Genomic DNA, 20307 nt, shown 5'->3' on the forward strand with positions numbered 1-20307 from the left:
GTAGGTTAAGGTGAGCTTACTTAAGCTCAACCTCAGCTCCTGCTTCTTCTAAAGAAGATTTTAAGCCTTCTGCTTCGTCTTTAGAAACAGCTTCTTTAATTGTACTTGGTGCATCGTCAACTAAACCTTTAGCGTCTTTTAAACCTAAACCAGTTAATTCCTTAACTAATTTAACTACTGCCAATTTAGAACCACCAGCTGCTTTTAATATTACGTCGAATTCAGTTTGCTCTTCAGCAGCGTCACCACCACCTGCAGCACCACCACCAGCAGCAACTGCAACTGCAGCAGCAGCAGGCTCGATACCATACTCTTCTTTTAATATTGTAGCTAATTCGTTAACTTCTTTTACAGTTAAATTAACTAATTGTTCTGCGAAATCTTTTAAATCTGCCATTTTTCTATTGTTTAATGTGTGTGTTTTTTATATAATTTTTGTGTGTTCTTTTTTAACCTTCTCTTTCAGATAGGGTTTTTACTATACCAGCGATAGTTCCTCCACTAGACTTAAGTGCTGAAATAACATTTTTAGCAGGAGATTGTAACAATGTAACGATCTCGCCAATTAATTCTTCACGCGACTTAATGTCTACTAATGTGTCTAGTAAATCATCACCAATATAAATTGCTTCTTCAATGAAAGCACCTTTTAATAAAGGCTTCTCAGATTTCTTACGAAATGCCTTGATAACCTTTGCTGGTGCATTACCAGCTTCTGAATACATTACAGAGGTATTTCCTTTTAAAGTTGTTGGTAATTCACCAAAATCTTTATCAGAGGCCTCCATAGCCTTTTCTAGTAATGTATTCTTTACTACAGCTAGTTTTACATTTGATTTAAAACAAGCTCTTCTTAAGTTTGAAGTTGTTGCTGCATCCAATCCAGAAATATCAGTTAAATAGATATTTGTGTTTTCAGCTAATTGAGCAGTCAACTCATCAATTACTTGGGATTTTTCTTCTCTTGTCATAATATTCTAAGTTTAACTACTATCCTATTTTTGTATCAATTGCTATACTTGGACTCATAGTACTTGACATGTAAATACTCTTCATGTAAGTACCTTTTGATGCTGTTGGTTTTAACTTCATTAAAGTTGTTAAAAGTTCATTTGCATTACCTACCAATTTTTCAGCACTAAAAGATGCCTTTCCAATTGGAGCATGTACAATTCCTGTTTTATCAACTTTGAAATCAATCTTACCAGCTTTAACTTCACTTACAGCTTTAGCTACGTCCATAGTAACCGTACCTGTTTTTGGATTTGGCATAAGACCTCTTGGTCCTAATACTCTACCTAATGGTCCTAACTTACCCATAATGCTTGGCATTGTAACGATAACGTCAACATCTGTCCAACCATCTTTTATTTTTTGTAAGTATTCATCTAACCCAACATAATCAGCACCAGCCTCTTTAGCTTCTGCTTCTTTATCTGGAGTTACTAATGCAAGAACCTTCATATCTTTACCTGTACCATGTGGTAAAGAAACCACGCCACGTACCATTTGATTGGCTTTACGTGGATCCACACCTAATCTTACTGCTAAATCTACTGAAGCATCAAACTTTGTGTATGTAATTTCTTTAAGTAAAGCTGAAGCTTCTTCTAAAGAGTAAAGTTTGTTCTTATCAACCTTTGCTCTCGCTTCTTTTTGCTTTTTTGTTAATCTTGCCATTTCAAAAATTTTAGTTTGGAGCCTCACCTCCTTTAACAGTGATTCCCATAGATCTAGCTGTACCAGCTACCATCTTCATTGCCGAACCGATTTCGAAGGCATTTAAATCTACCATCTTATCTTCTGCAATAGCTCTAACTTGATCCCAAGTTACTTTTGCTACTTTACGTCGGTTTGGTTCTCCAGATCCTTTCTTTACTTTGGCCGCTTCTAATAATTGTACTGCAGCTGGTGGTGTCTTGATTACAAATTCAAATGATTTGTCTTTGTAAACAGAAATGACCACAGGTAAAACTTTACCCGGTTTATCTTGGGTTCTAGCATTAAACTGCTTACAGAACTCCATGATATTAACTCCAGCAGCACCTAAAGCGGGTCCAACCGGTGGCGATGGATTCGCAGCACCTCCCCGAACTTGTAGCTTAACTACTTTGTCTAATTCTTTTGCCATTTTTAAATGTTTAGTGCGCTTAATCTTAATTGGAAGCAAGATTTAACGCTATCTTTATTGTAACAATTATTATAACTTTTCTACTTGCATATAGCTTAATTCCAATGGTGTTTTTCTACCAAAAATCTTTACCATTACCTCAAGCTTACGCTTTTCTTCATTAATCTTTTCGATTGTACCATCAAATCCATTGAAAGGACCATCGATTACTTTTACAGTTTCACCTTTTGTAAATGGAATTGCAACTAATGCATCTGCTTCTATAGCTAACTCATCTACTTTACCTAACATTCTGTTAACTTCAGATTGTCTTAATGGAACAGGATCTCCACCCTTAGTTTCTCCTAAAAACCCGATTACATTTGTAATGGATTTAATAATATGAGGAATTTCACCACTTAGGTTAGCTTGGATCATAATGTAACCTGGAAAATAAACTTTTTCTTTGTTTATTTTTTTCCCGTTACGAATCTGAATTACTTTTTCCGTTGGTACTAAAACCTGATCAACATAATCCTCTAAACCTAATCTAGAAATTTCATTTTCTATATAGGTCTTGATTTTATTTTCTTGACCGCTTACAGCTCTAACAACATACCATTTTTTCTCTGACATTTTCTTAGTGTATAATTGTTAGTTTATAAATTGAAAATATGCCTTTACTGCTCTACTAAAAACAGTATCTACACCCCAAATAGCTAATGAAAAAATAATAGAAAACACAGCTACTAAAACTGTTAATCTTTGAGCTTCAGGCCAAGGTGTCCAAGACACATTATTCTTTAATTCCTCAAATGATTCTTTTATATATGTTATTATTCCTGTCATTTGTTATTTATTTAGTAGTCATAATTATGACTGAATTCTGCTTAGCACGGGTTGCGAGACTCGAACTCACGACACCTGGTTTTGGAGACCAGTGCTCTACCAACTGAGCTAAACCCGTAAATAATAATCAAGGCGTCCTGTAATACAGGACACCTTAATTAACTATTTAACTGTATAGTGTTTAGTCTAAAATTTCAGTTACCTGACCAGCACCAACTGTTCTACCACCTTCACGGATAGCGAAACGTAAACCTACGTTCATTGCAATTGGTTGGATTAACTCAACAGTAATAGTTAAGTTATCACCAGGCATCACCATCTCTACACCACTTGGAAGCTCAATGTTTCCTGTAACGTCAGTTGTACGTACGTAGAACTGTGGACGATAATTGTTATGGAATGGTGTGTGACGACCACCTTCTTCTTTTTTAAGGATATAAACCTCAGCCTTAAATTTAGCATGTGGTGTTACAGATCCAGGCTTAGTAATAACCATACCTCTAGAAATCTGAGTTTTTTCTATACCTCTTAATAAGATACCAGCGTTATCTCCAGCCTCTCCTCTATCAAGGATTTGACGGAACATTTCGATACCCGTAATTGTTGAAGTTAATTTCTCAGCACCCATACCAATGATCTCAACAGGATCACCTGTGTTAGCAACACCAGTTTCAATACGACCTGTTGCAACAGTACCACGACCAGTAATTGAGAATACATCTTCAATTGGCATTAAGAATGGCTTGTCCATGTCACGCACTGGCTCTTCAATCCAAGTGTCAACAGCTTCCATTAATTCCATTACAGTATCTACCCATTTTTGCTCACCGTTAAGTGCTCCTAAAGCAGAACCAGATACAACAGGACCATTGTCACCATCGTACTCATAGAAGTTTAATAAATCTCTAACTTCCATATCTACTAATTCTAAAAGCTCTTCGTCATCAACCATATCTACTTTGTTTAAGAAAACAACGATACGTGGAATACCTACCTGACGACCTAATAAGATGTGCTCACGAGTTTGTGGCATAGGACCATCTGTTGCAGCAACAACTAAGATAGCACCATCCATTTGAGCAGCACCAGTTACCATGTTCTTAACGTAATCCGCGTGACCTGGACAGTCAACGTGTGCATAGTGACGATTTGCTGTTTGATACTCTACGTGAGAAGTATTAATTGTAATACCTCTTTCCTTCTCTTCTGGTGCGTTGTCGATTTGATCGAAATCTTTTGCTTCAGATAAACCTGCATCAGCTAATACTTTAGTAATAGCAGCAGTTAAAGTTGTTTTACCGTGATCTACGTGTCCAATTGTACCAATGTTTAAATGTGGTTTTGAACGATCGAAAGTTGCCTTTGCCATGTTTAATTTATTTTAATCTTATTTAATATTAGTGTTCAATTTTAATTCTAAATCTATCTTAGAAAAAAGAGCCAATGACGAGATTTGAACTCGTGACCTCTTCCTTACCAAGGAAACGCTCTACCCCTGAGCTACACCGGCGTAAAGTGTTTACTTCCTCATTAATCTAATGAGATTCCTGCCTTCGGAGGAATTTTTGAGCGGGAGACCGGGTTCGAACCGGCGACATTCAGCTTGGAAGGCTGACGCTCTACCAACTGAGCTACTCCCGCTTTTTGCAAGCCTTAAATCTTGCTTGATTTAATCAGAATTTTCTCGGGTTTCTCGAAGATCCTGGTTGGAAATCAATTCAAATAATTCAAAATTAATGAATTTAAATTATTTGTGGGAAGAGCAGGATTCGAACCTGCGAAGGTGAAAACCAACAGATTTACAGTCTGTCCTCGTTGGCCGCTTGAGTATCTTCCCTTTGTGTTTTCAATATTTTAAAGAACTGATTTTTAAATCCTTAAGAGCCGATAGAGGGACTCGAACCCACGACCTGCTGATTACAAATCAGCTGCTCTAGCCAGCTGAGCTATATCGGCTTTTTCTTACTTCAAAATGCCCTTTTAAGACCATAAAAAAGTCCGCTATTTCTAACGGACTGCAAATGTAGTGTTTATTTTTTTTATTCAAAACATTTTTAAAAAAATTTTACTCAACTATGAGCTCTCAATTTTTGCTTTCTCTTTTTTATCTGTCTTTCTAAAGATGCAATGGCAATATCAGCCCCTTCTTCAAATGACTTACATTGTTTTTTAACTACAAAGCTGTCTCCCGGAACACTTACCTTAGCTTCAAACACTTTGTTCTCTTTGTCGCTAGTATTTTCGACTTTTAAATACACATCCGAAGATATTATTTTATCATAAAACATATCTAATTTATCCATTCGTTTTTGTATGAAATCAATTAGTTTACGATCAGCAGTAAAGTTTACAGATTGAGTGTTTACTTTCATAGGCGTAGTTTTAAATTATACATTAGTGAAAAATCCGAAAATTCATCACCTGCTATTTTCTTAAATGCAGAATTATTTTTTATTTCTCGGATGAGATTTGGCATAGACCTTTTTTAACTCTGCTATACTATTATGAGTATAAACTTGTGTAGCTGCCAAACTAGTGTGTCCAAGAAGTTCTTTTACTGCATTTAAATCTGCACCTTCATTTAATAAGTGAGTAGCAAAAGAATGTCTTAGTACATGTGGGCTACATTTTGCTTTTGAAGATGCTATACTAAAATACTTATTTATTATTCTGTAAACAAGCATTTCGTAAATTTTAATACCCTTTTTTGTTAAAAAAAGGACCTCCTTATCTATAATAGTAGGAAGTTGATTACGATATATAATGTAAGTATCAAAAGACTGTAAAAGCGAATCAATAATTGGGATATACCTCTCCTTATTGCGTTTACCGAGTACTTTTAATTGCTTTTGAGAAAAATTTACATCCTTTAAATTTAAGTTTACGAGCTCAATTCTTCTTATTCCTGTTGAGTAGAACAATTCAACAATTAGACTGTCTCTGGCACTTTCAAAATCATTGACATCAATTGTATTATCAAGAACCTCCCTAAGTTCTTCTTGTGAAAAAGGTAAATTGACTTTCTTACCAACTTTTAATGCCTTATGCTTCTTTAATGGGTTATTTTCAATTATCTTGGTTTTTTGTAAAAACTTGTAATAAGCATTAAGAGATGATACTTTCCTATTGATACTCCGATTGGAAATTCCCTTATTCACTAATTCTACAATCCACTGTCTTATGAGGGAATATTCAACGTCATTTATATCATTAACATCATAGTGTTCTTTCAAATATTCTTGAAGTGACTCTATATCTCTAATATAAGCTAACACAGTATGTTGAGAATAATTTTTCTCAAGCAACATATAATCAGAAAACGATTTTAAACTCATACCAATTTGTAGGTGATTAAATATAACCAATTAGAAGCAAATATTGATAAATAAAAAATCCTGCATTTCGCAGGATTTAATAAATTCATTGAATAAGTCTAAAATGCCTCTTGGTCTTTTAAGATTTGAATATATTCTGCCTTTTGAAGCTGTCTTCTCAATACTTCTGAAGGCTTCATATAATGTTTACGTGACTGAAGCTGACGCTTAGTACCTGTTTTATCAAACTTGCGCTTATAGCGTTTTAAAGCCCTCTCTATATTTTCTTTTTCGTTTACCTGAATTCTCAACATAGGTCTTAACCTCCTCTCTTTTAAATTTTGCGCTGCAAATATAAAGTGATTTTTAATTTCTAGAATAAATTTATTCTTTAAATAAGGACGCTTTTTTAGTTAAGTCTTTTATCAACTTCTCATCCTCTTCACTTTCTAAAAGGACATTGTAATTATGCCAAAAGTCCTTATTGTAAGGTTTAGGTGAAAAGATATCTGCATCCCAATCTTTTTGTAATTCTAATTGCACCGTTTCATTGTCCAGGATAATTTCAGAAAACAATACTTCTTGCACGGTATAATAAAACCTTTCATTTTTATTATAACGATTCTTCTGACTCTCGGTCATTTCTGTATTTGACTTTAAACCTACAGTTACCAATTTTGGCGTTTCATAATAAACATAGTTTGGATACATTTTATCTTCATATTCCATATAATTGATTACGAGTTTATGATTTACCTGTGTATCAAACAGTCTTTTACTTCTAATTTTTTGAGCATCTGATGCTGCAATTAAATCGTACTCAATTCTCTTTATTGCATAATTATCGTAGTAAATATAAAGCCAACCATTAGCGATATAGCCTTCGTTATAAATCCCTTTGGTTTGGAGTCCTACAAAATCAAAACTTTTTTCAATCTTTATCTTGTAAATCTTGCGTTCATTATCTACCAAAATTGTATCGAGTTTGAACTGGTGTTTTTGTAGAACCTCTTCTCCAAATAGAGCATTTTCATTTTTTGAATTTCGAAGCAAATTTAATTTCCCTTTGAATAAATTTTGTAACCCATTTACTCTAGTATCATTCCATTTTATAGCTTGGATTAATTGATCCGTAGAAAGATCATCTCTATTGACATCATTAACCTTTAGTCTCTGGCCTGAATTTTTTTGATTACTATACGACACATAAGAAAAGATACTATCTATATCACGTAAGTCGTAGCTTTTACGTACTTGGTCTACATTAATTTTTAAATGTTTATTGGACGAAACCGTATATCCTGAATCGTATAGTGTAATTGCACTTTCAATAAGCCATTTAAACTCTACTTTATTTCGTTCTTTGTGACGTAGAAATCCTTTTTGGATGTAGGAAGAATCTGGAAGATTAATTTCTAATTTTTCTAGTGCTTTTAAAACAATACCATTCCCAGTGGTTGGTCTTGGTTCGGCCAATACTACCACCTCATCTAAGGTTGCAACGTCTTCCTCTAAAAAGATATCAATGGTATTATCGAATTCTTCTACTTGAACCTTATACGTCTTAAAACCAATAGAAGAAATTACTAGAGTGTCTTTCTTAAACTCATTTGGCACCAGCAATAAAAATCTTCCATCAGAATTGCTTACAGTACCTATAGTAGTATTTTGAATATAAATACTAGCATTTTCTAATGGTAAAAGTGATGTAAAATCTACTACTTTGTTTTTTAACTCGATCTGTGCATTTGCATTTAATGCAATCAAGAAAAAAATGCAGAAAAATAATTTTAGTTGTAGGTTATTAATCATAAGACATTTGAGTAAAAGACTAATCAAATGTACTAATAAATTATGTAGCTGGTTTATAGTCTTTATTATCAATACTCATTTTTGCAATGATTTCTTTGAGTATTTCTGAAGTACCTCCACCAATTGGTCCTAAACGACTATCTCTTGCTAATCTTGCCATTGGATATTCTTCCATATAACCATATCCACCCAAGAATTGGAGACATTGATAAATAACATCATCTGCCATTTTGGTTGATTGTAACTTAGACATCGTAGCTTCTTTAACAACATAGTCTCCCATATCCATCCGTTTGGCTACATAATAATTGAATTGCTTACAAATTTCCATTTGTGTCTCACATTCTGCGTAAGTATGTCTTAAAGACTGAAATCTATCTATGGTTTTTCCAAAAGCTGTTCGCTCACTCATATATTGCTTCGCATACTCTAATGCATACTCCGCTCTAGCATGTGCATTCACGCCCATTATTAAACGTTCTAATGCAAAATGTTGCATAATATAACCAAATCCTTGATTTTCTTCTCCCATTAAATTGGAAGCAGGAATTTCAACATTGTCAAAAGCAATTTCACCAGTATCAGAAGCTCGCCAACCGAGCTTATCTAATTTTGTGGCAGAAATACCAGGTGTTTCTCTATCCATTACAAATATGCTAATTCCTTTATTACCTAACTCCGGACTCGTTTTTGCTGCAACTACGAGATAGTCACTGTAAACTCCGTTTGTTATAAAAGTCTTAGACCCGTTAAGAACATATTTATCACCTGTTTTTACTGCTGTAGTTCGCATACCTGCGACATCACTTCCTCCAAAAGGTTCTGTAATACATAAGCATCCTATTTTATCACCTGTAATACTAGATGTTAGATACTTCTCTTTTATAGCGTCATCACCTTCTTTATTAATATGCGTCATTGCTAAATAAACATGAGCCCAAATCGCAGCTGCAAATCCACCAGAATTAATTTTTTGTAATTCTTCAAGTAAAATAATTGTGTAGAACAAGTCTAAATCCAACCCACCATAGGCTTCAGGATAGGCTAAACCAAAGTAACCCATTTCACCGAATTTCTTCCAAATAAATCTATCCAAATTCCCATGCTCCTCCCATTTCTCAATATGAGGAACAACTTCTTTATGTAAAAAATCCCTAAGACTTTCTCTAAATAAATTATGCTCTTCGGTAAAATATAAGGTCGACATTCTTTGCAATTTTTAAAGATGCAAATATAACTTAATTATCTCATACTTATTCATTGGGAAATCTTCAACTTTTGTTAATTCTTCTAAAGATTTAAAGCCATCCCTTAAGGTTCTTTCTTCAATAATATTATTTGCAACTTCGTAATCAACATATTTGATTAATACTAACTCATCTCTAGTGGCAGTATTTAGGTTGTAAGTGGTTATTTCCCTAGGCGTTTTTACCGCAAACTCTTTTTCAATATTTTCGATCACCTCTGGAGATAAACCATAAACCTCTGTCAATTCAATCATAGAATGAAAACCACCTTTATACCTACTACGATATTGAGTTATTCGCTTTGCTAGTTTTTCACCAATACCATAAGTTTTTTGTAACTGTAATTCTGAAGCTGTATTCAAATCTTGTTTTTGATCAAAAGTCTTGTCTATATCAGAAGCGTAACTTGAATATTTTGATTTTGTCTTTGGATTTGTAACCCACTCTGGAAACTTAAAATATGGTGAAATTGTTGCTAAAAGAGAATCGGAAACCTGAGTTACTTTTTGAAAGTCTTTTGCAGAGTTGACCCATTGATTATTTGATCTAAATTGATGAAGTCTATCAATTTCTTCATTACTCATCCCTAAAGTATACCCTTTATAATCAGTTATATAATTTGGATTGAATGGATAAATCTTTGGTTTATTGTTCTCAATTTCTACTGCGCACAGGGAATCTATTTCTTTTCTGAGCTCCTCAATATCCGGATTATTAGAGTAATTATTTTCATTACCAAAATCCACGAACATATAAACACATTGAATTACTGTAATAATAAATAGCAATAAAAAAATCCCATTTCGCTGTTGGTTTGAAAACTGGAAATGGGATTTCATATTGTCAAATTATTTAAAGCTTCTCATTTAGGTCAATCGCTCCATCATCAATAGCTTCCTCTTTCACATTGATAGCTTTATAATACTTATTCAGTTCTTTTTTAATTATTGGTGATAATAATATAACACCAATTATGTTAGGTACAACCATTGCAAAAATCATGGCATCTGAAAAATCGATAACCGCGCCTAAACTAATTGAAGCTCCTACAACCACAAAAAACAAAAACAGGATTTTATAGGCTAAATCGATAAGTTTTCCTTTACCGAATAAGAATACCCAACCTTGCATACCATAGTACGACCATGAAATCATAGTTGAAAATGCAAATAAAATTACAGCAATTGTAAGTATAATAGAGAAGTGTGGTATAACAGAATCAAAAGCTGTTGCTGTAATTTCTACACCTTCTTTTATTTCAACACCATATTGCATAAAACCACCATCAAAATTAGTAATTACAATAACTAACGCTGTCATTGTACAAATAACCACGGTATCTACAAATGGTTCTAATAAAGCCACAATACCTTCTGACGCCGGATATTTTGTTCTAACCGCAGAATGCGCAATTGCCGCTGATCCTACACCAGCTTCATTTGAAAACGCCCCCCTTCTAATACCTTGTATCATAACACCAACAAGACCACCTGCTATGCCAAGACCTGTAAAAGCGCCGTCAAAAATCAAACCGAAAGCATCATCTATTAAACTAAAGTTAGCCCCAAGAATTATAAGTGCCGCTAAAACATAGACACCTGCCATAAAAGGAACAATTTTCTCAGTTACTTTAGCTATTCTTTTTATTCCCCCAATTATTACCACAGCAACCAAAACAGCCATTACTAGTCCAAAATATAGACCTGCGTTGTCAGAATTTTCTAGATTGAACAACTTCACAAATTGCGCTGCAGCCTGATTAGCTTGAAACATATTACCGCCTCCAAAAGAACCACCAATAACAAATATTGCAAAAAGAACGGCGAGTACTTTACCAAAACCACCCATTCCCTTAGATTTTAACCCTTTGGTTAAATAATACATTGGACCACCATATACTGTTCCATCCTCTGCAACATCTCTATATTTTACACCTAATGTACATTCTGCAAATTTTGATGCCATACCTAAGAGACCAGCTATTATCATCCAAAATGTAGCCCCTGGACCTCCTATTGAAAGTGCAACTGCAACACCTGCAATATTCCCTAAACCAACAGTCGCCGATAAAGCAGCTGTTAACGCTTGAAAATGTGACACCTCACCATCTGCACTTTCATCACGTATTGTTTCAATTATATTTTCTTGCTCATTTGGCGTAACATCTCCATATAGAGTGTCCGCTCCATGTTTTTCAATATCTTCATATTGACCTCTTACCACCTTTATAGCGGTTCTAAACCCTGTGACATTTATAAATTTAAAATAAAGTGTGAAAAAAATTGCACCACCAACTAAAACAATCAGAACCCATGGAATTTTATAGGTTTCAGAAAATGGAATTTCATAAAAAATACCGTCTACAAACCACCCTGTATAGTCTTTAAATATTTTATCTATTTTTTCTGAGGTCGTTTCTTGGGCAAAGTTTAGCAAAGGAAACACAAGTGCAAAAATTGAAAGAAAATATTTCTTCATAGGAATAGTTATTAGTTAGTTTATTGCTTTTTAGGGCGTGAAGATGCTAAAAAAAACGAGTTTTTAAAGACTTAGTCGTTAAAATGGGCTTAAAATCTAGGCAATATTATATTCAGAATTTAGGGTCTCAATTTGTTCTGGCCTGCCAAGAACAACAATTTTAGAGCCAGGCACCAATCTTGTGTCCGCTTCTGGATTTACTATGTATTCTCCATTGGTATCTTTGAACCCTATTACTGTACAACCAGTTTTTTTTCTTAAATCTAATTCCCTAATGGTTTTTACGATTTTAGCATTGTAAAGTTGTTCGACTTTAACTTCCTCTACGTTAATATTTTGCTCACCAACAATACCTAAATTATCAATAAATTCAATTAAATCTGGTATAACAACAAGTGACGCCATATGGTCTCCACCTATTTTATCTGGTAGTATAACGTTGTTTGCACCTGCCAATTTTAACTTATTATATGAAGTTTCTTGAGAAGCTCTACTAATAATTGTCATCTTACTATTTATCTGTCTGGCAGATAATACAACAAATAGATTATCTGCATCACTAGGCAAAGCAGATATTAATGTACTTGCTCGTTCTATTCCAGCTTCAATCAGCGTTTCATCTTCATTAGCATTTCCTAATACAAATGGTACACTTTCCTCTTGCAAGCGCTCAATAATCTCCTTGTCCTTTTCTATTATTACAAAAGGCTTATTATAAGTTCTCAATTTACTGGCAGCTTGTTTTCCATTGCGACCAAATCCACAGATAATTATGTGGTTTTTCATTGCTTCAATTTCCTTTTGCATCTTTCTTTGTTTTATGTCCTCTAAATTGTTTCTACTAAGAATATATTCTGTTATAATTGATATTGCATAACCTACAATTACCACACTTGAAAGTATCAAAAATACAGTAAAGATTTTGGCCGTATTATCCAATGGATTAACCTCCTCAAAACCAACTGTTGTAATGGTTATAACAGTCATGTAAATTGCGTCAATCCAGGTGTAATCTGCAATTATTTTAAATCCTAAAATACCTATAAAAAGCACCAGTATTAATAATAAAAGTGCTGTATATATTTTAGATCGAAAAAATTTAAGTAAAGGATTGTGCATAGTTATAAATCAAATACCGACGACCGTTTTGTGTAAATAATATCTTTAATTCTCATCCAAAAAGCTAAAAACAAATATAATGCAAAACCAAAACCTACAGTAACAAATGTAAGGTACATAAAAGACGTTCTTACAATCTTAGCTCTTATTCCTAATCGGTCGGCAATACGTTGACAAACATAGTAACCATGTTTTTGAAAATAAAGCAGTAATGCATAAAATATATTCATATTGCAATTTACTTAATTTTTAGTGATTAGGTTGTTTCCTATGGCACATTGCAAGCATTTATTTTTATCACAATATTCCTGCTTTAATTGCAACAAAGATTGAGAATTACAAGCATTATGGTCAAACGTTCTTAATTTAAAAAATTTATCAACTACGCTATTTTTTTCAACATTAAGTGATTTTATTATTGACAACAGTTCTTCTTCAATAAATTTTCCTTGTGAATTAGCATAGGCAAATTTTATAGGAATTATGGTATTGATTATTAATAGATCAATGAATGATTTAGTTAACAATTTGTTACTACTTGTGGATTCTTTTGAAAAGGTATAATGACTCTTCCAATAATCGGTTACACCCACTTTGAATAAGCAATAAAAATCATCTTTTTTCTGTAGACTTATAATTTTTGAAAACAGGTTGTCTTCAATATTATATAGATTTACTACTTGTGATAATCTTATTGTCGGAAAATTTGGAGGTCTTAGTCTAAAAAACTGTAAAGGAATTACTCCTTGATTAGTTAGTTGATATTTATGCTTTAAAAAAGTATATCGTTCCTTTAGGTTAGCAACATACAATTCTTCTGAATCAACTTCTAATAATCCTGCTTGACCAAATAACAGAGCCTCAAAATCTTGGCAATTATTCCTCACTTTTCTTATTATCGAATAATCAATTGATTTGCCTAAACTTAACATTGCCTCTGAATTGACATTAAGGCCAAAGTTTTTTAACAATAACTTGAATAGCACAGATTCCCAGTTGTTCTGAGATTGCCTAAGTAGCTCATTTATGCTATTAGATTTTCGTTGAAGTCTTTCAAAATAAAGTCTTTCTAACCAATTATTGAGTGTGAAATCATCAACGTCTCCGAAATCTTTTTCGCAGTTTATCCATGATTTTGACTTGATCAAACTCTTATAATTATATAATAGACTTACATCTACATACGGTTTTAGCTCCAGTGTAGGTATCAAAGTATTGTCTTTTCTAAATATATCACTATCATGCTCCCATACTACATGGAGAATAACATTGTCATACGCCTTATCACGTTCGTGATTATGTACATACCAATCTGAAGATTTTAAATGAATTTCAACATTGCCAGCCCAGAGCTGTTCAGCAATTATAAGTTGAGAATTAAAGAAATCAGGGCCAGAATTAAAATTGTGCTGTCCAAGATTCTTAATGACAATAGGTTGCCCATTAGTAGTTTTTAAATTTGCAGAATCAAAGGCCTTGTATTTCCAAATGTAATGAAGAAAGTCTTCTTGCATAATCCGAAAATAGTAAAAGAAAAGCTCTTAAACTATACTACCTCCTGATTTTCTTTGCTATAAAAACTTAGTAGACTATGCAATTGGTTAACATCGAAAGGTTTGCTCAAATAACCATTCATTTTAAAACGTTCAATCTTTTCATTTACTTCAGACTGTGTAAATGCAGTTAAAGCAATAATTGGTATTGACGCTTTACTTTCGTCAGTTAAATTTCTGATTTCTCTTGTGGTTTGATAACCATCTAAAACTGGCATTTGAAGATCCATTAAAATTAAATCGAAATCATTATTCTCATATACATCCAATAACTCTTGGCCATCATTTGTAATTGTAAAATCAACCGACCACTTTGTTAGGAGTTTTTTCAATAATAAAACATTGAGATTGTTGTCCTCTGCAACCAAAACCTTTAAATCAATGGCATCTGTGTTAGCCATTAAGTTCTTTTTAGATATGGTTTTTTCACCAGAATGTTTAAAAGGTACATCGAACCAAAATGTTGACCCATTACCTATTTGGCTCTGTAAATGAAGTTCACTTCCTTGGATTTTAAGGAGTTCTTTGCTAATATATAATCCTAAGCCAGAACCTCCATACAGCTTTGAGGTGTCGTTATTAGCTTGAACAAAACTTTTGAAAATATCCTTTTGTTTATTGTAAGACACTCCAATACCTGTATCCTCTACGGTAAAACGCACAACACAATTGTCTTGATTATTCTCAATTAATTTTATATAAAATGCCACACCACCTTCGTGCGTAAATTTAAATGCATTACTCAGTAGGTTCTTTAATACTTGAGATAACTTTAAGCTATCGCCTCTTAATATAGATGGCAGTTCACTATCTACAATCGTTTCAAAAACAAGTTCTTTTTTCTGTGCGGTCTGCTTAAAGTGTAATTGAATGTTTTGAACCAATTCCGTAATATTAAAATCTTCTTCAACAAGTTTGATTTCTTCCGACTTAAACTTGTTAAGATCTAACAAATCATTTATTAATGCCAATAAATGCTCACTAGAATATTTTAAAACCTGCAAATTCTCCAATTGTTCCGGTAAAAATTTCTCCATCAACAATATGTCAGACATACCAATTACAGCATTTAACGGTGTTCTAATTTCGTGAGACATTGTAGATAAAAATGCATCCTTGGTTTTGTTTGCTTGGTTTAACTGTATTTCAGTTTCTTTTAACTGAGTAACATCAATCATTGTACCAATGGTGCCAATATTTTTACCCTCAGAATCCTGTATTAATTCTAGTTTTAGTTGAATCCAAACTTTCTCGCCATTTGGTCTAATATATTTAAATAGAGTACTATAATCATCTTTCCCCTCTTTTAAAAATCTCCTGATTCTCTTCTTTTCCGCCTCATTTTTACCAAATAAAAAATCCCTATACTTATGATTTAAGGCTTTTTGAACAGGTATTCCTGTTAAATCTTCCCAAGCCTTATTTAAATATTTGTAATTGCCCTCCATATCGGTCTTAAATATGACACCTTCTATAGTATTGACAATTGTTTCAAGATCATTTCTTACATCAATAACTGTTGATCTTAATGCTTGATTTAACTTGAATTGCTCATGCGAACTTTGCTCTAGAATAATTTCAATATGCTTAACATCGTCGTCGAAACTATTATATGCATCATTGACCACATTAAAAAATTCCTTGAATTTTTTGAGATCTTCTTTCTCAAAATTCGCATTCTTAATCTGCCTGCGTAATAATCTATGTAGATTCTTTTCTAGCATTCGGACAAGGTAGTAATGGTCATGGTTTGATTATGCAACTCACATGGCGAGAATTTACCAAATGGTGCTATTTCGCCATAAGAATAAAATCCAGTTATTTTCGATTTTTTACCTACAATGTCCTGAACAACTTCTACTTCTTCTTCAACAAGTTGTTTAAGTACAAATCGCCTGCCTACACAACTTATTAAAATAGAAAGCTCAGCATTTTCCTTAGAAATTTTAAAGGCTCCTTTTGCAGAATCTTCTGCACCATCGATAAGTCTATCTATATTAGCCTTCATAAGTCTAACATATGAACCAGTTGGTATGTTACCAGCAAAAGTTAAACTTTGGTCTTCTTCATTTACACCTAAAATAGTCCTTACTACAGGTATATCATGATCATTCACTCTCATACTTAATGGAAACAACAATCCTGAACTTGGTAGGTTCTTAGCATTATCTCCCAAAAAGGACTTATAAAGTTCTAAGGCTGGTAAGCCATCTAATTCATAAAGTACGTTCTTATCTGATTTGGTTACAAGTCTGTCTATTCCAAAACTATCCCAGCCACCCTTAGAACTGAAGCCAACTTTTAAATCGTTACCGTAAAATCCAATACCAACAATTATTTTGTTTGATATAGTATCATTGGCAACAATAAAAGTATCTTGGAAATTACCTGAATCACCAGCTAAACCACCTGTAATACTAGTATTTGGTAATACATTTTTTAAACCATCAACTAACTCAGCACCGTTTACATTTAATCCATCGCTAAGTACTAGTACATGTTTAAGTCCACCAGATTTTAATTTACTAGCTAATGTTGCGCCAGCATTAAAACTTTCATCCATGGAGTTAATATGAACCTGTTCAATGGTGTGTGCAGTTTTTTCAAGCTCAATAGCTGTTAATGAAACGCTATCGTCATTGACTTTTACTCCAGAAATTTCTCCAGCAGTTGAACATCCCATAATGGTTGCGTCTGGGTGTAACTTGCGCAGTGTTGTTAATAATTTCTTCTTTCCTTTGAATGTTGGTGAGATAAAAAGCAGGAATATACTTGCCTTTATTTTAATTGTAGGTACCACATCATGCCAGGACGCATCTGTTAAAGACAGTTGCTCTACTTTCATCGCTCATTAGTTTAAATTTAGGGCAAAATACACTTTATCGAATAAATATGCATTTTAGCGAAGATATGGCATAAATCATCTAAAATCCAAATTTTTTGATTGAAAATAATTGTAAAAGCCACTAAATCAGCACAAATTCAAAATAATTTTAAGGTTTTTTCTTACAAGAATAAAATTATAACTTATTGTAATTAAACATATTAAAAAATTACCTTGAAAGTTTATGTTTAATTTTATATTTTGTAATAAAAAATTAGCAATGAAATATTCAATTTTAACATTATTGGCCCTTTTTGCCCTTTTTAGTTGTAATAATGATGACGACACAGAATACTCTGCTATTGCAGATTTTATTGGAGAATGGGAAATTGAAGGACGCACACTTGATGATGGTTTACCAGCGGAAATTGTTGATGAGTCTCTTGTATTCTCTGAAGATAATAATTTTGAAGACTTAGTTGGTCGTTATACTTTGTCTGGTGAAACAGAATCCACAGGCCATTTCTTTATCAGCACACCCAGTTATGATCTGAATTTTGAAAATTCTATTGGTGAAATATTAACTACAGACTTTAATATTTATAATGGCATTCTCACGCTTGAATATATAAATAACGATGGACAACTCGTTCGAGAAGTCTGGCGCAAAAATTATTACTACGAGACCGAATAGAAATTAGGTTTATTCTATATAACCCATTTCGCGCATCCAGTCGTCATTAAACATCTTACCAACATAACGACTACCATGATCGTGAAATAAAACCACTACTACATCTTCTGGTTTAAAATGCTCTTTAAGTTGCAATACACCTTTGATAGCTGCACCTGCTGAATTACCTAAAAACATTCCTTCCTCCTTTGCTAATTTCTGAGTATAGACTGCTGCATCCTTATCAGTAACCTTTGTAAACCCATCTATGATTTCAAAATTTACATTTGCTGGTAGTATATCTTCGCCAATACCTTCCGTAACATATGGATAAATTTCATTCTCATCAAAAACACCAGTTTCATGATATTTCTTAAACACAGAACCGTAGGTATCAACACCCCAAACCTTAACGTTAGGATTCTTCATCTTTAAATAACTCCCTACACCAGAAATGGTACCACCTGTTCCTACACCTACAACAAAATGGGTCACCTTTCCATCTGTTTGTTCCCAAATTTCTGGACCTGTTGTTTTAAAATGTGCCTTACAATTACTAGGATTATCATATTGGTTGACATACCAAGAGTTTGGTGTTTCTTCACCCAGTCGTTTTGAAACTGAATAATAGCTTCTAGGATCCTCTGGCTCAACATCTGTCGGGCAAACTATAACCTCAGCTCCAACGGCTCTTAAAACATCCATTTTTTCTTTAGACTGTTTGTCACTAATTACGAAAATACATTTATACCCTTTAACTATAGCAGCCAAGGCTAATCCCATTCCTGTATTACCCGAAGTACCTTCAATAATGGTTCCGCCAGGTTTTAATCTTCCATCAGCTTCGGCATCTTCAATCATCTGTAATGCCATTCTGTCTTTTACAGAATTACCAGGATTAAATGTTTCATATTTTGCTAAAACCAGACAGGGCAACTCCTCTACCAATTTGTTCATCTTAACAAGTGGTGTGTTACCAATGGTTCCTAATATATTTTCAACGTAATCCATAATTTTCTTTTGCGGTGCAAATTTAAGGTAAATATGAGAAGTTAATAGTTAAAACTTGGTTATGTTTTTAATTTACAATTAATCAAACCTGATAGCTTTAATGGGCGATATTTTAGCAACTATTATTGACGGTATCATTAGCATTAACAAACACGCAATAAAGGTTCCCAGATTGAGATACAATATATAATCCAAGCTTAAGTAAACAGGTGCTTCAGTAACATAGTAGGTATCTGGATCTAGAGGGAAAAGTTTAAAATACTTTTGAGCCATTAAAAGCCCTAAACCAATTAAATTACCCCATATCAATCCAAGACCAATCAAGTAAGATGCATTATAGAGGAATACTTTTCTTATACTCCAATTAGAAGAACCTAAAGCTTTCAAAATACCAATCATCGTAGTACGCTCAAGAATTAATACTAGCAAGGCCGTAATCATGTTAATGCCAGCTACAATTATCATTATCACAATAATCCCATATGTATTATTATCAAAAATTTTAATCCACTCAAAAACCGTGTAATATTTTTGGTCTACAGCAGTTGCATTTAACAACGAAGGAATTTCTTGATAAACCGCTTTTGTTTTATCTTCTAACAAGCGATAATCATCTATGAATACTTCAAAATTACCAACTTGATTGGCATCCCATTTATTAAGTCTTTGTATGTGCCGTATATCAGCAATGCAAAACTTCTCATCTAATTCTTGGAAACCTGAATTATAAATACCAACAATTTCGTAATTAATAGTACGTGGAAGTTTATTGAGGTTTTCGCTAAAAAGAGTTTGAAATTTGTCTCCAACTTTGAAGCCTAATCTATTTGCTAGGTATTGAGAGATTAATATTTCCTCGTTTCGTTTTCCAGTAAAATCCGGAAGCCTACCTTCAATCAAAAACTCCCTAAAATATTGCCAATCATAGTCAGCACCTACCCCTTTAACAACAACGCCCTCAAAATCAGTTTCCGTTCTTATAACTGCAAATTTTGTTGCTACACCTTGTACATGACTTATTCCTTCAATGGATTTAAACTCTGGATAAAAGTCTTGATTCAATGAAATTGGCACCTGAGATTCATCAGATGCATTAGAATCATAATTGGTAATTTCTATATGACCATTAAATGCAACGACCTTGTCTCTAATTTTCTGTTGTAGACCTAAACCAGTGGCTATGGCAATTAACATAACAATTATACCAATAGCTATAGCGGCAATTCCAATTTTAATTATTGGAGCCGAAACACTACTTTTATACGTTTTATTGCCAATTATACGTTTGGCTATAAACAACTCGAAATTCAAACCTAT

At 33.4% G+C, this 20307-nt stretch carries 22 protein-coding genes and 5 tRNA genes; 1 reads left to right on the top strand and 26 read right to left on the bottom strand.

Annotated features, from left to right (window positions below; translation table 11 throughout):
- Positions 1-16 precede the first annotated feature (16 nt).
- The 24 genes from rplL to LBV24_RS00150 all read right to left on the bottom strand — a co-directional run bounded on the left by rplL (position 17) and on the right by LBV24_RS00150 (position 17327).
- Positions 17-397, bottom strand: a complete 381-nt coding sequence (rplL, locus tag LBV24_RS00035; RefSeq protein ID WP_224476566.1) for a 50S ribosomal protein L7/L12 — start codon at positions 395-397, stop codon at positions 17-19.
- Positions 398-449: 52 nt separating this feature from the next.
- On the bottom strand, positions 450-971 hold the full coding sequence (gene rplJ / locus LBV24_RS00040) for a 50S ribosomal protein L10 (protein WP_224476567.1): 522 nt from the start codon (positions 969-971) through the stop codon (positions 450-452).
- Between the two features lie 19 nt (positions 972-990).
- Complete coding sequence (gene rplA, locus LBV24_RS00045; RefSeq protein WP_224476568.1) at positions 991-1680, bottom strand: 50S ribosomal protein L1; 690 nt, start codon at positions 1678-1680, stop codon at positions 991-993.
- Positions 1681-1690: 10 nt separating this feature from the next.
- On the bottom strand, positions 1691-2131 hold the full coding sequence (gene rplK, locus LBV24_RS00050) for a 50S ribosomal protein L11 (protein WP_114299321.1): 441 nt from the start codon (positions 2129-2131) through the stop codon (positions 1691-1693).
- Between the two features lie 69 nt (positions 2132-2200).
- Complete coding sequence (gene nusG / locus LBV24_RS00055) at positions 2201-2746, bottom strand: transcription termination/antitermination protein NusG (protein WP_114299322.1); 546 nt, start codon at positions 2744-2746, stop codon at positions 2201-2203.
- Positions 2747-2764: 18 nt separating this feature from the next.
- Positions 2765-2959, bottom strand: coding sequence for a preprotein translocase subunit SecE (gene secE / locus LBV24_RS00060; protein ID WP_224476569.1), 195 nt, complete (start codon positions 2957-2959; stop codon positions 2765-2767).
- A 45-nt stretch (positions 2960-3004) separates the two neighbouring features.
- Positions 3005-3077 (bottom strand) — tRNA-Trp (locus LBV24_RS00065).
- Positions 3078-3140: 63 nt separating this feature from the next.
- Positions 3141-4328, bottom strand: a complete 1188-nt coding sequence (gene tuf / locus LBV24_RS00070; RefSeq protein WP_224476570.1) for an elongation factor Tu — start codon at positions 4326-4328, stop codon at positions 3141-3143.
- 69 nt (positions 4329-4397) lie between these two features.
- Positions 4398-4469: transfer RNA gene (locus LBV24_RS00075), tRNA-Thr, on the bottom strand.
- A gap of 58 nt (positions 4470-4527) precedes the next feature.
- A tRNA-Gly gene (locus LBV24_RS00080) sits at positions 4528-4600 on the bottom strand.
- Positions 4601-4713: 113 nt separating this feature from the next.
- Positions 4714-4796, bottom strand: a tRNA-Tyr gene (locus LBV24_RS00085).
- Between the two features lie 45 nt (positions 4797-4841).
- Positions 4842-4915 (bottom strand) — tRNA-Thr (locus LBV24_RS00090).
- A gap of 113 nt (positions 4916-5028) precedes the next feature.
- On the bottom strand, positions 5029-5331 hold the full coding sequence (hpf, locus tag LBV24_RS00095) for a ribosome hibernation-promoting factor, HPF/YfiA family (RefSeq protein ID WP_224476571.1): 303 nt from the start codon (positions 5329-5331) through the stop codon (positions 5029-5031).
- Between the two features lie 72 nt (positions 5332-5403).
- Positions 5404-6294 (bottom strand): tyrosine-type recombinase/integrase, encoded by an 891-nt coding sequence (locus LBV24_RS00100; protein WP_224476572.1) that lies wholly within the window; start codon positions 6292-6294, stop codon positions 5404-5406.
- Positions 6295-6392: 98 nt separating this feature from the next.
- On the bottom strand, positions 6393-6587 hold the full coding sequence (gene rpsU / locus LBV24_RS00105) for a 30S ribosomal protein S21 (protein ID WP_224476573.1): 195 nt from the start codon (positions 6585-6587) through the stop codon (positions 6393-6395).
- Between the two features lie 70 nt (positions 6588-6657).
- On the bottom strand, positions 6658-8085 hold the full coding sequence (locus LBV24_RS00110) for a carboxypeptidase-like regulatory domain-containing protein (RefSeq protein WP_224476574.1): 1428 nt from the start codon (positions 8083-8085) through the stop codon (positions 6658-6660).
- 40 nt (positions 8086-8125) lie between these two features.
- Complete coding sequence (locus LBV24_RS00115) at positions 8126-9292, bottom strand: acyl-CoA dehydrogenase family protein (protein ID WP_224476575.1); 1167 nt, start codon at positions 9290-9292, stop codon at positions 8126-8128.
- Between the two features lie 12 nt (positions 9293-9304).
- Positions 9305-10171: a ComEA family DNA-binding protein gene (locus LBV24_RS00120; RefSeq protein ID WP_224476576.1), complete on the bottom strand. Its 867-nt coding sequence runs from the start codon at positions 10169-10171 to the stop codon at positions 9305-9307.
- 13 nt (positions 10172-10184) lie between these two features.
- Complete coding sequence (locus tag LBV24_RS00125; protein WP_224476577.1) at positions 10185-11810, bottom strand: alanine/glycine:cation symporter family protein; 1626 nt, start codon at positions 11808-11810, stop codon at positions 10185-10187.
- Between the two features lie 96 nt (positions 11811-11906).
- Entirely contained in the window at positions 11907-12929 is a 1023-nt protein-coding gene (locus tag LBV24_RS00130; RefSeq protein ID WP_224476578.1) for a potassium channel family protein, read from the bottom strand.
- Positions 12930-12931: 2 nt separating this feature from the next.
- Entirely contained in the window at positions 12932-13159 is a 228-nt protein-coding gene (locus LBV24_RS00135; protein WP_114299334.1) for a PspC domain-containing protein, read from the bottom strand.
- 12 nt (positions 13160-13171) lie between these two features.
- Positions 13172-14443, bottom strand: coding sequence for a DUF2851 family protein (locus tag LBV24_RS00140; RefSeq protein ID WP_224476579.1), 1272 nt, complete (start codon positions 14441-14443; stop codon positions 13172-13174).
- A 32-nt stretch (positions 14444-14475) separates the two neighbouring features.
- Positions 14476-16206 (bottom strand): PAS domain-containing hybrid sensor histidine kinase/response regulator, encoded by a 1731-nt coding sequence (locus LBV24_RS00145; RefSeq protein ID WP_224476580.1) that lies wholly within the window; start codon positions 16204-16206, stop codon positions 14476-14478.
- Entirely contained in the window at positions 16200-17327 is a 1128-nt protein-coding gene (locus LBV24_RS00150; RefSeq protein WP_224476581.1) for an FIST signal transduction protein, read from the bottom strand. The genes LBV24_RS00145 and LBV24_RS00150 overlap by 7 nt, the downstream gene beginning before the upstream one ends.
- 259 nt (positions 17328-17586) lie before the next feature.
- Here LBV24_RS00150 and LBV24_RS00155 point away from each other — a divergent pair, with 259 nt between their 5' ends.
- Positions 17587-18000 (top strand): hypothetical protein, encoded by a 414-nt coding sequence (locus LBV24_RS00155; RefSeq protein ID WP_224476582.1) that lies wholly within the window; start codon positions 17587-17589, stop codon positions 17998-18000.
- Positions 18001-18009: 9 nt separating this feature from the next.
- Here LBV24_RS00155 and LBV24_RS00160 read toward each other — a convergent pair whose 3' ends face one another.
- Both LBV24_RS00160 and LBV24_RS00165 read right to left on the bottom strand, forming a co-directional pair.
- On the bottom strand, positions 18010-18990 hold the full coding sequence (locus LBV24_RS00160) for a PLP-dependent cysteine synthase family protein (protein ID WP_224476583.1): 981 nt from the start codon (positions 18988-18990) through the stop codon (positions 18010-18012).
- 78 nt (positions 18991-19068) lie between these two features.
- A complete protein-coding gene (locus tag LBV24_RS00165; protein ID WP_224476584.1) occupies positions 19069-20301 on the bottom strand; it encodes an ABC transporter permease in 1233 nt (410 codons plus the stop codon).
- Positions 20302-20307: the final 6 nt, after the last annotated feature.

It is taken from the genome of Winogradskyella vincentii, assembly GCF_020166345.1.
GTDB classification, from domain to species: domain Bacteria; phylum Bacteroidota; class Bacteroidia; order Flavobacteriales; family Flavobacteriaceae; genus Winogradskyella; species Winogradskyella vincentii.

Coding starts and splice junctions, on each gene's coding strand:
- rplL (WP_224476566.1), bottom strand. CDS start 397: ATGGCAGATTTAAAAGATTTCGCAGAACAATTAGTTAATTTAACTGTA.
- rplJ (WP_224476567.1), bottom strand. CDS start 971: ATGACAAGAGAAGAAAAATCCCAAGTAATTGATGAGTTGACTGCTCAA.
- rplA (WP_224476568.1), bottom strand. CDS start 1,680: ATGGCAAGATTAACAAAAAAGCAAAAAGAAGCGAGAGCAAAGGTTGAT.
- rplK (WP_114299321.1), bottom strand. CDS start 2,131: ATGGCAAAAGAATTAGACAAAGTAGTTAAGCTACAAGTTCGGGGAGGT.
- nusG (WP_114299322.1), bottom strand. CDS start 2,746: ATGTCAGAGAAAAAATGGTATGTTGTTAGAGCTGTAAGCGGTCAAGAA.
- secE (WP_224476569.1), bottom strand. CDS start 2,959: ATGACAGGAATAATAACATATATAAAAGAATCATTTGAGGAATTAAAG.
- tuf (WP_224476570.1), bottom strand. CDS start 4,328: ATGGCAAAGGCAACTTTCGATCGTTCAAAACCACATTTAAACATTGGT.
- hpf (WP_224476571.1), bottom strand. CDS start 5,331: ATGAAAGTAAACACTCAATCTGTAAACTTTACTGCTGATCGTAAACTA.
- LBV24_RS00100 (WP_224476572.1), bottom strand. CDS start 6,294: ATGAGTTTAAAATCGTTTTCTGATTATATGTTGCTTGAGAAAAATTAT.
- rpsU (WP_224476573.1), bottom strand. CDS start 6,587: ATGTTGAGAATTCAGGTAAACGAAAAAGAAAATATAGAGAGGGCTTTA.
- LBV24_RS00110 (WP_224476574.1), bottom strand. CDS start 8,085: ATGATTAATAACCTACAACTAAAATTATTTTTCTGCATTTTTTTCTTG.
- LBV24_RS00115 (WP_224476575.1), bottom strand. CDS start 9,292: ATGTCGACCTTATATTTTACCGAAGAGCATAATTTATTTAGAGAAAGT.
- LBV24_RS00120 (WP_224476576.1), bottom strand. CDS start 10,171: ATGAAATCCCATTTCCAGTTTTCAAACCAACAGCGAAATGGGATTTTT.
- LBV24_RS00125 (WP_224476577.1), bottom strand. CDS start 11,810: ATGAAGAAATATTTTCTTTCAATTTTTGCACTTGTGTTTCCTTTGCTA.
- LBV24_RS00130 (WP_224476578.1), bottom strand. CDS start 12,929: ATGCACAATCCTTTACTTAAATTTTTTCGATCTAAAATATATACAGCA.
- LBV24_RS00135 (WP_114299334.1), bottom strand. CDS start 13,159: ATGAATATATTTTATGCATTACTGCTTTATTTTCAAAAACATGGTTAC.
- LBV24_RS00140 (WP_224476579.1), bottom strand. CDS start 14,443: ATGCAAGAAGACTTTCTTCATTACATTTGGAAATACAAGGCCTTTGAT.
- LBV24_RS00145 (WP_224476580.1), bottom strand. CDS start 16,206: ATGCTAGAAAAGAATCTACATAGATTATTACGCAGGCAGATTAAGAAT.
- LBV24_RS00150 (WP_224476581.1), bottom strand. CDS start 17,327: ATGAAAGTAGAGCAACTGTCTTTAACAGATGCGTCCTGGCATGATGTG.
- LBV24_RS00155 (WP_224476582.1), top strand. CDS start 17,587: ATGAAATATTCAATTTTAACATTATTGGCCCTTTTTGCCCTTTTTAGT.
- LBV24_RS00160 (WP_224476583.1), bottom strand. CDS start 18,990: ATGGATTACGTTGAAAATATATTAGGAACCATTGGTAACACACCACTT.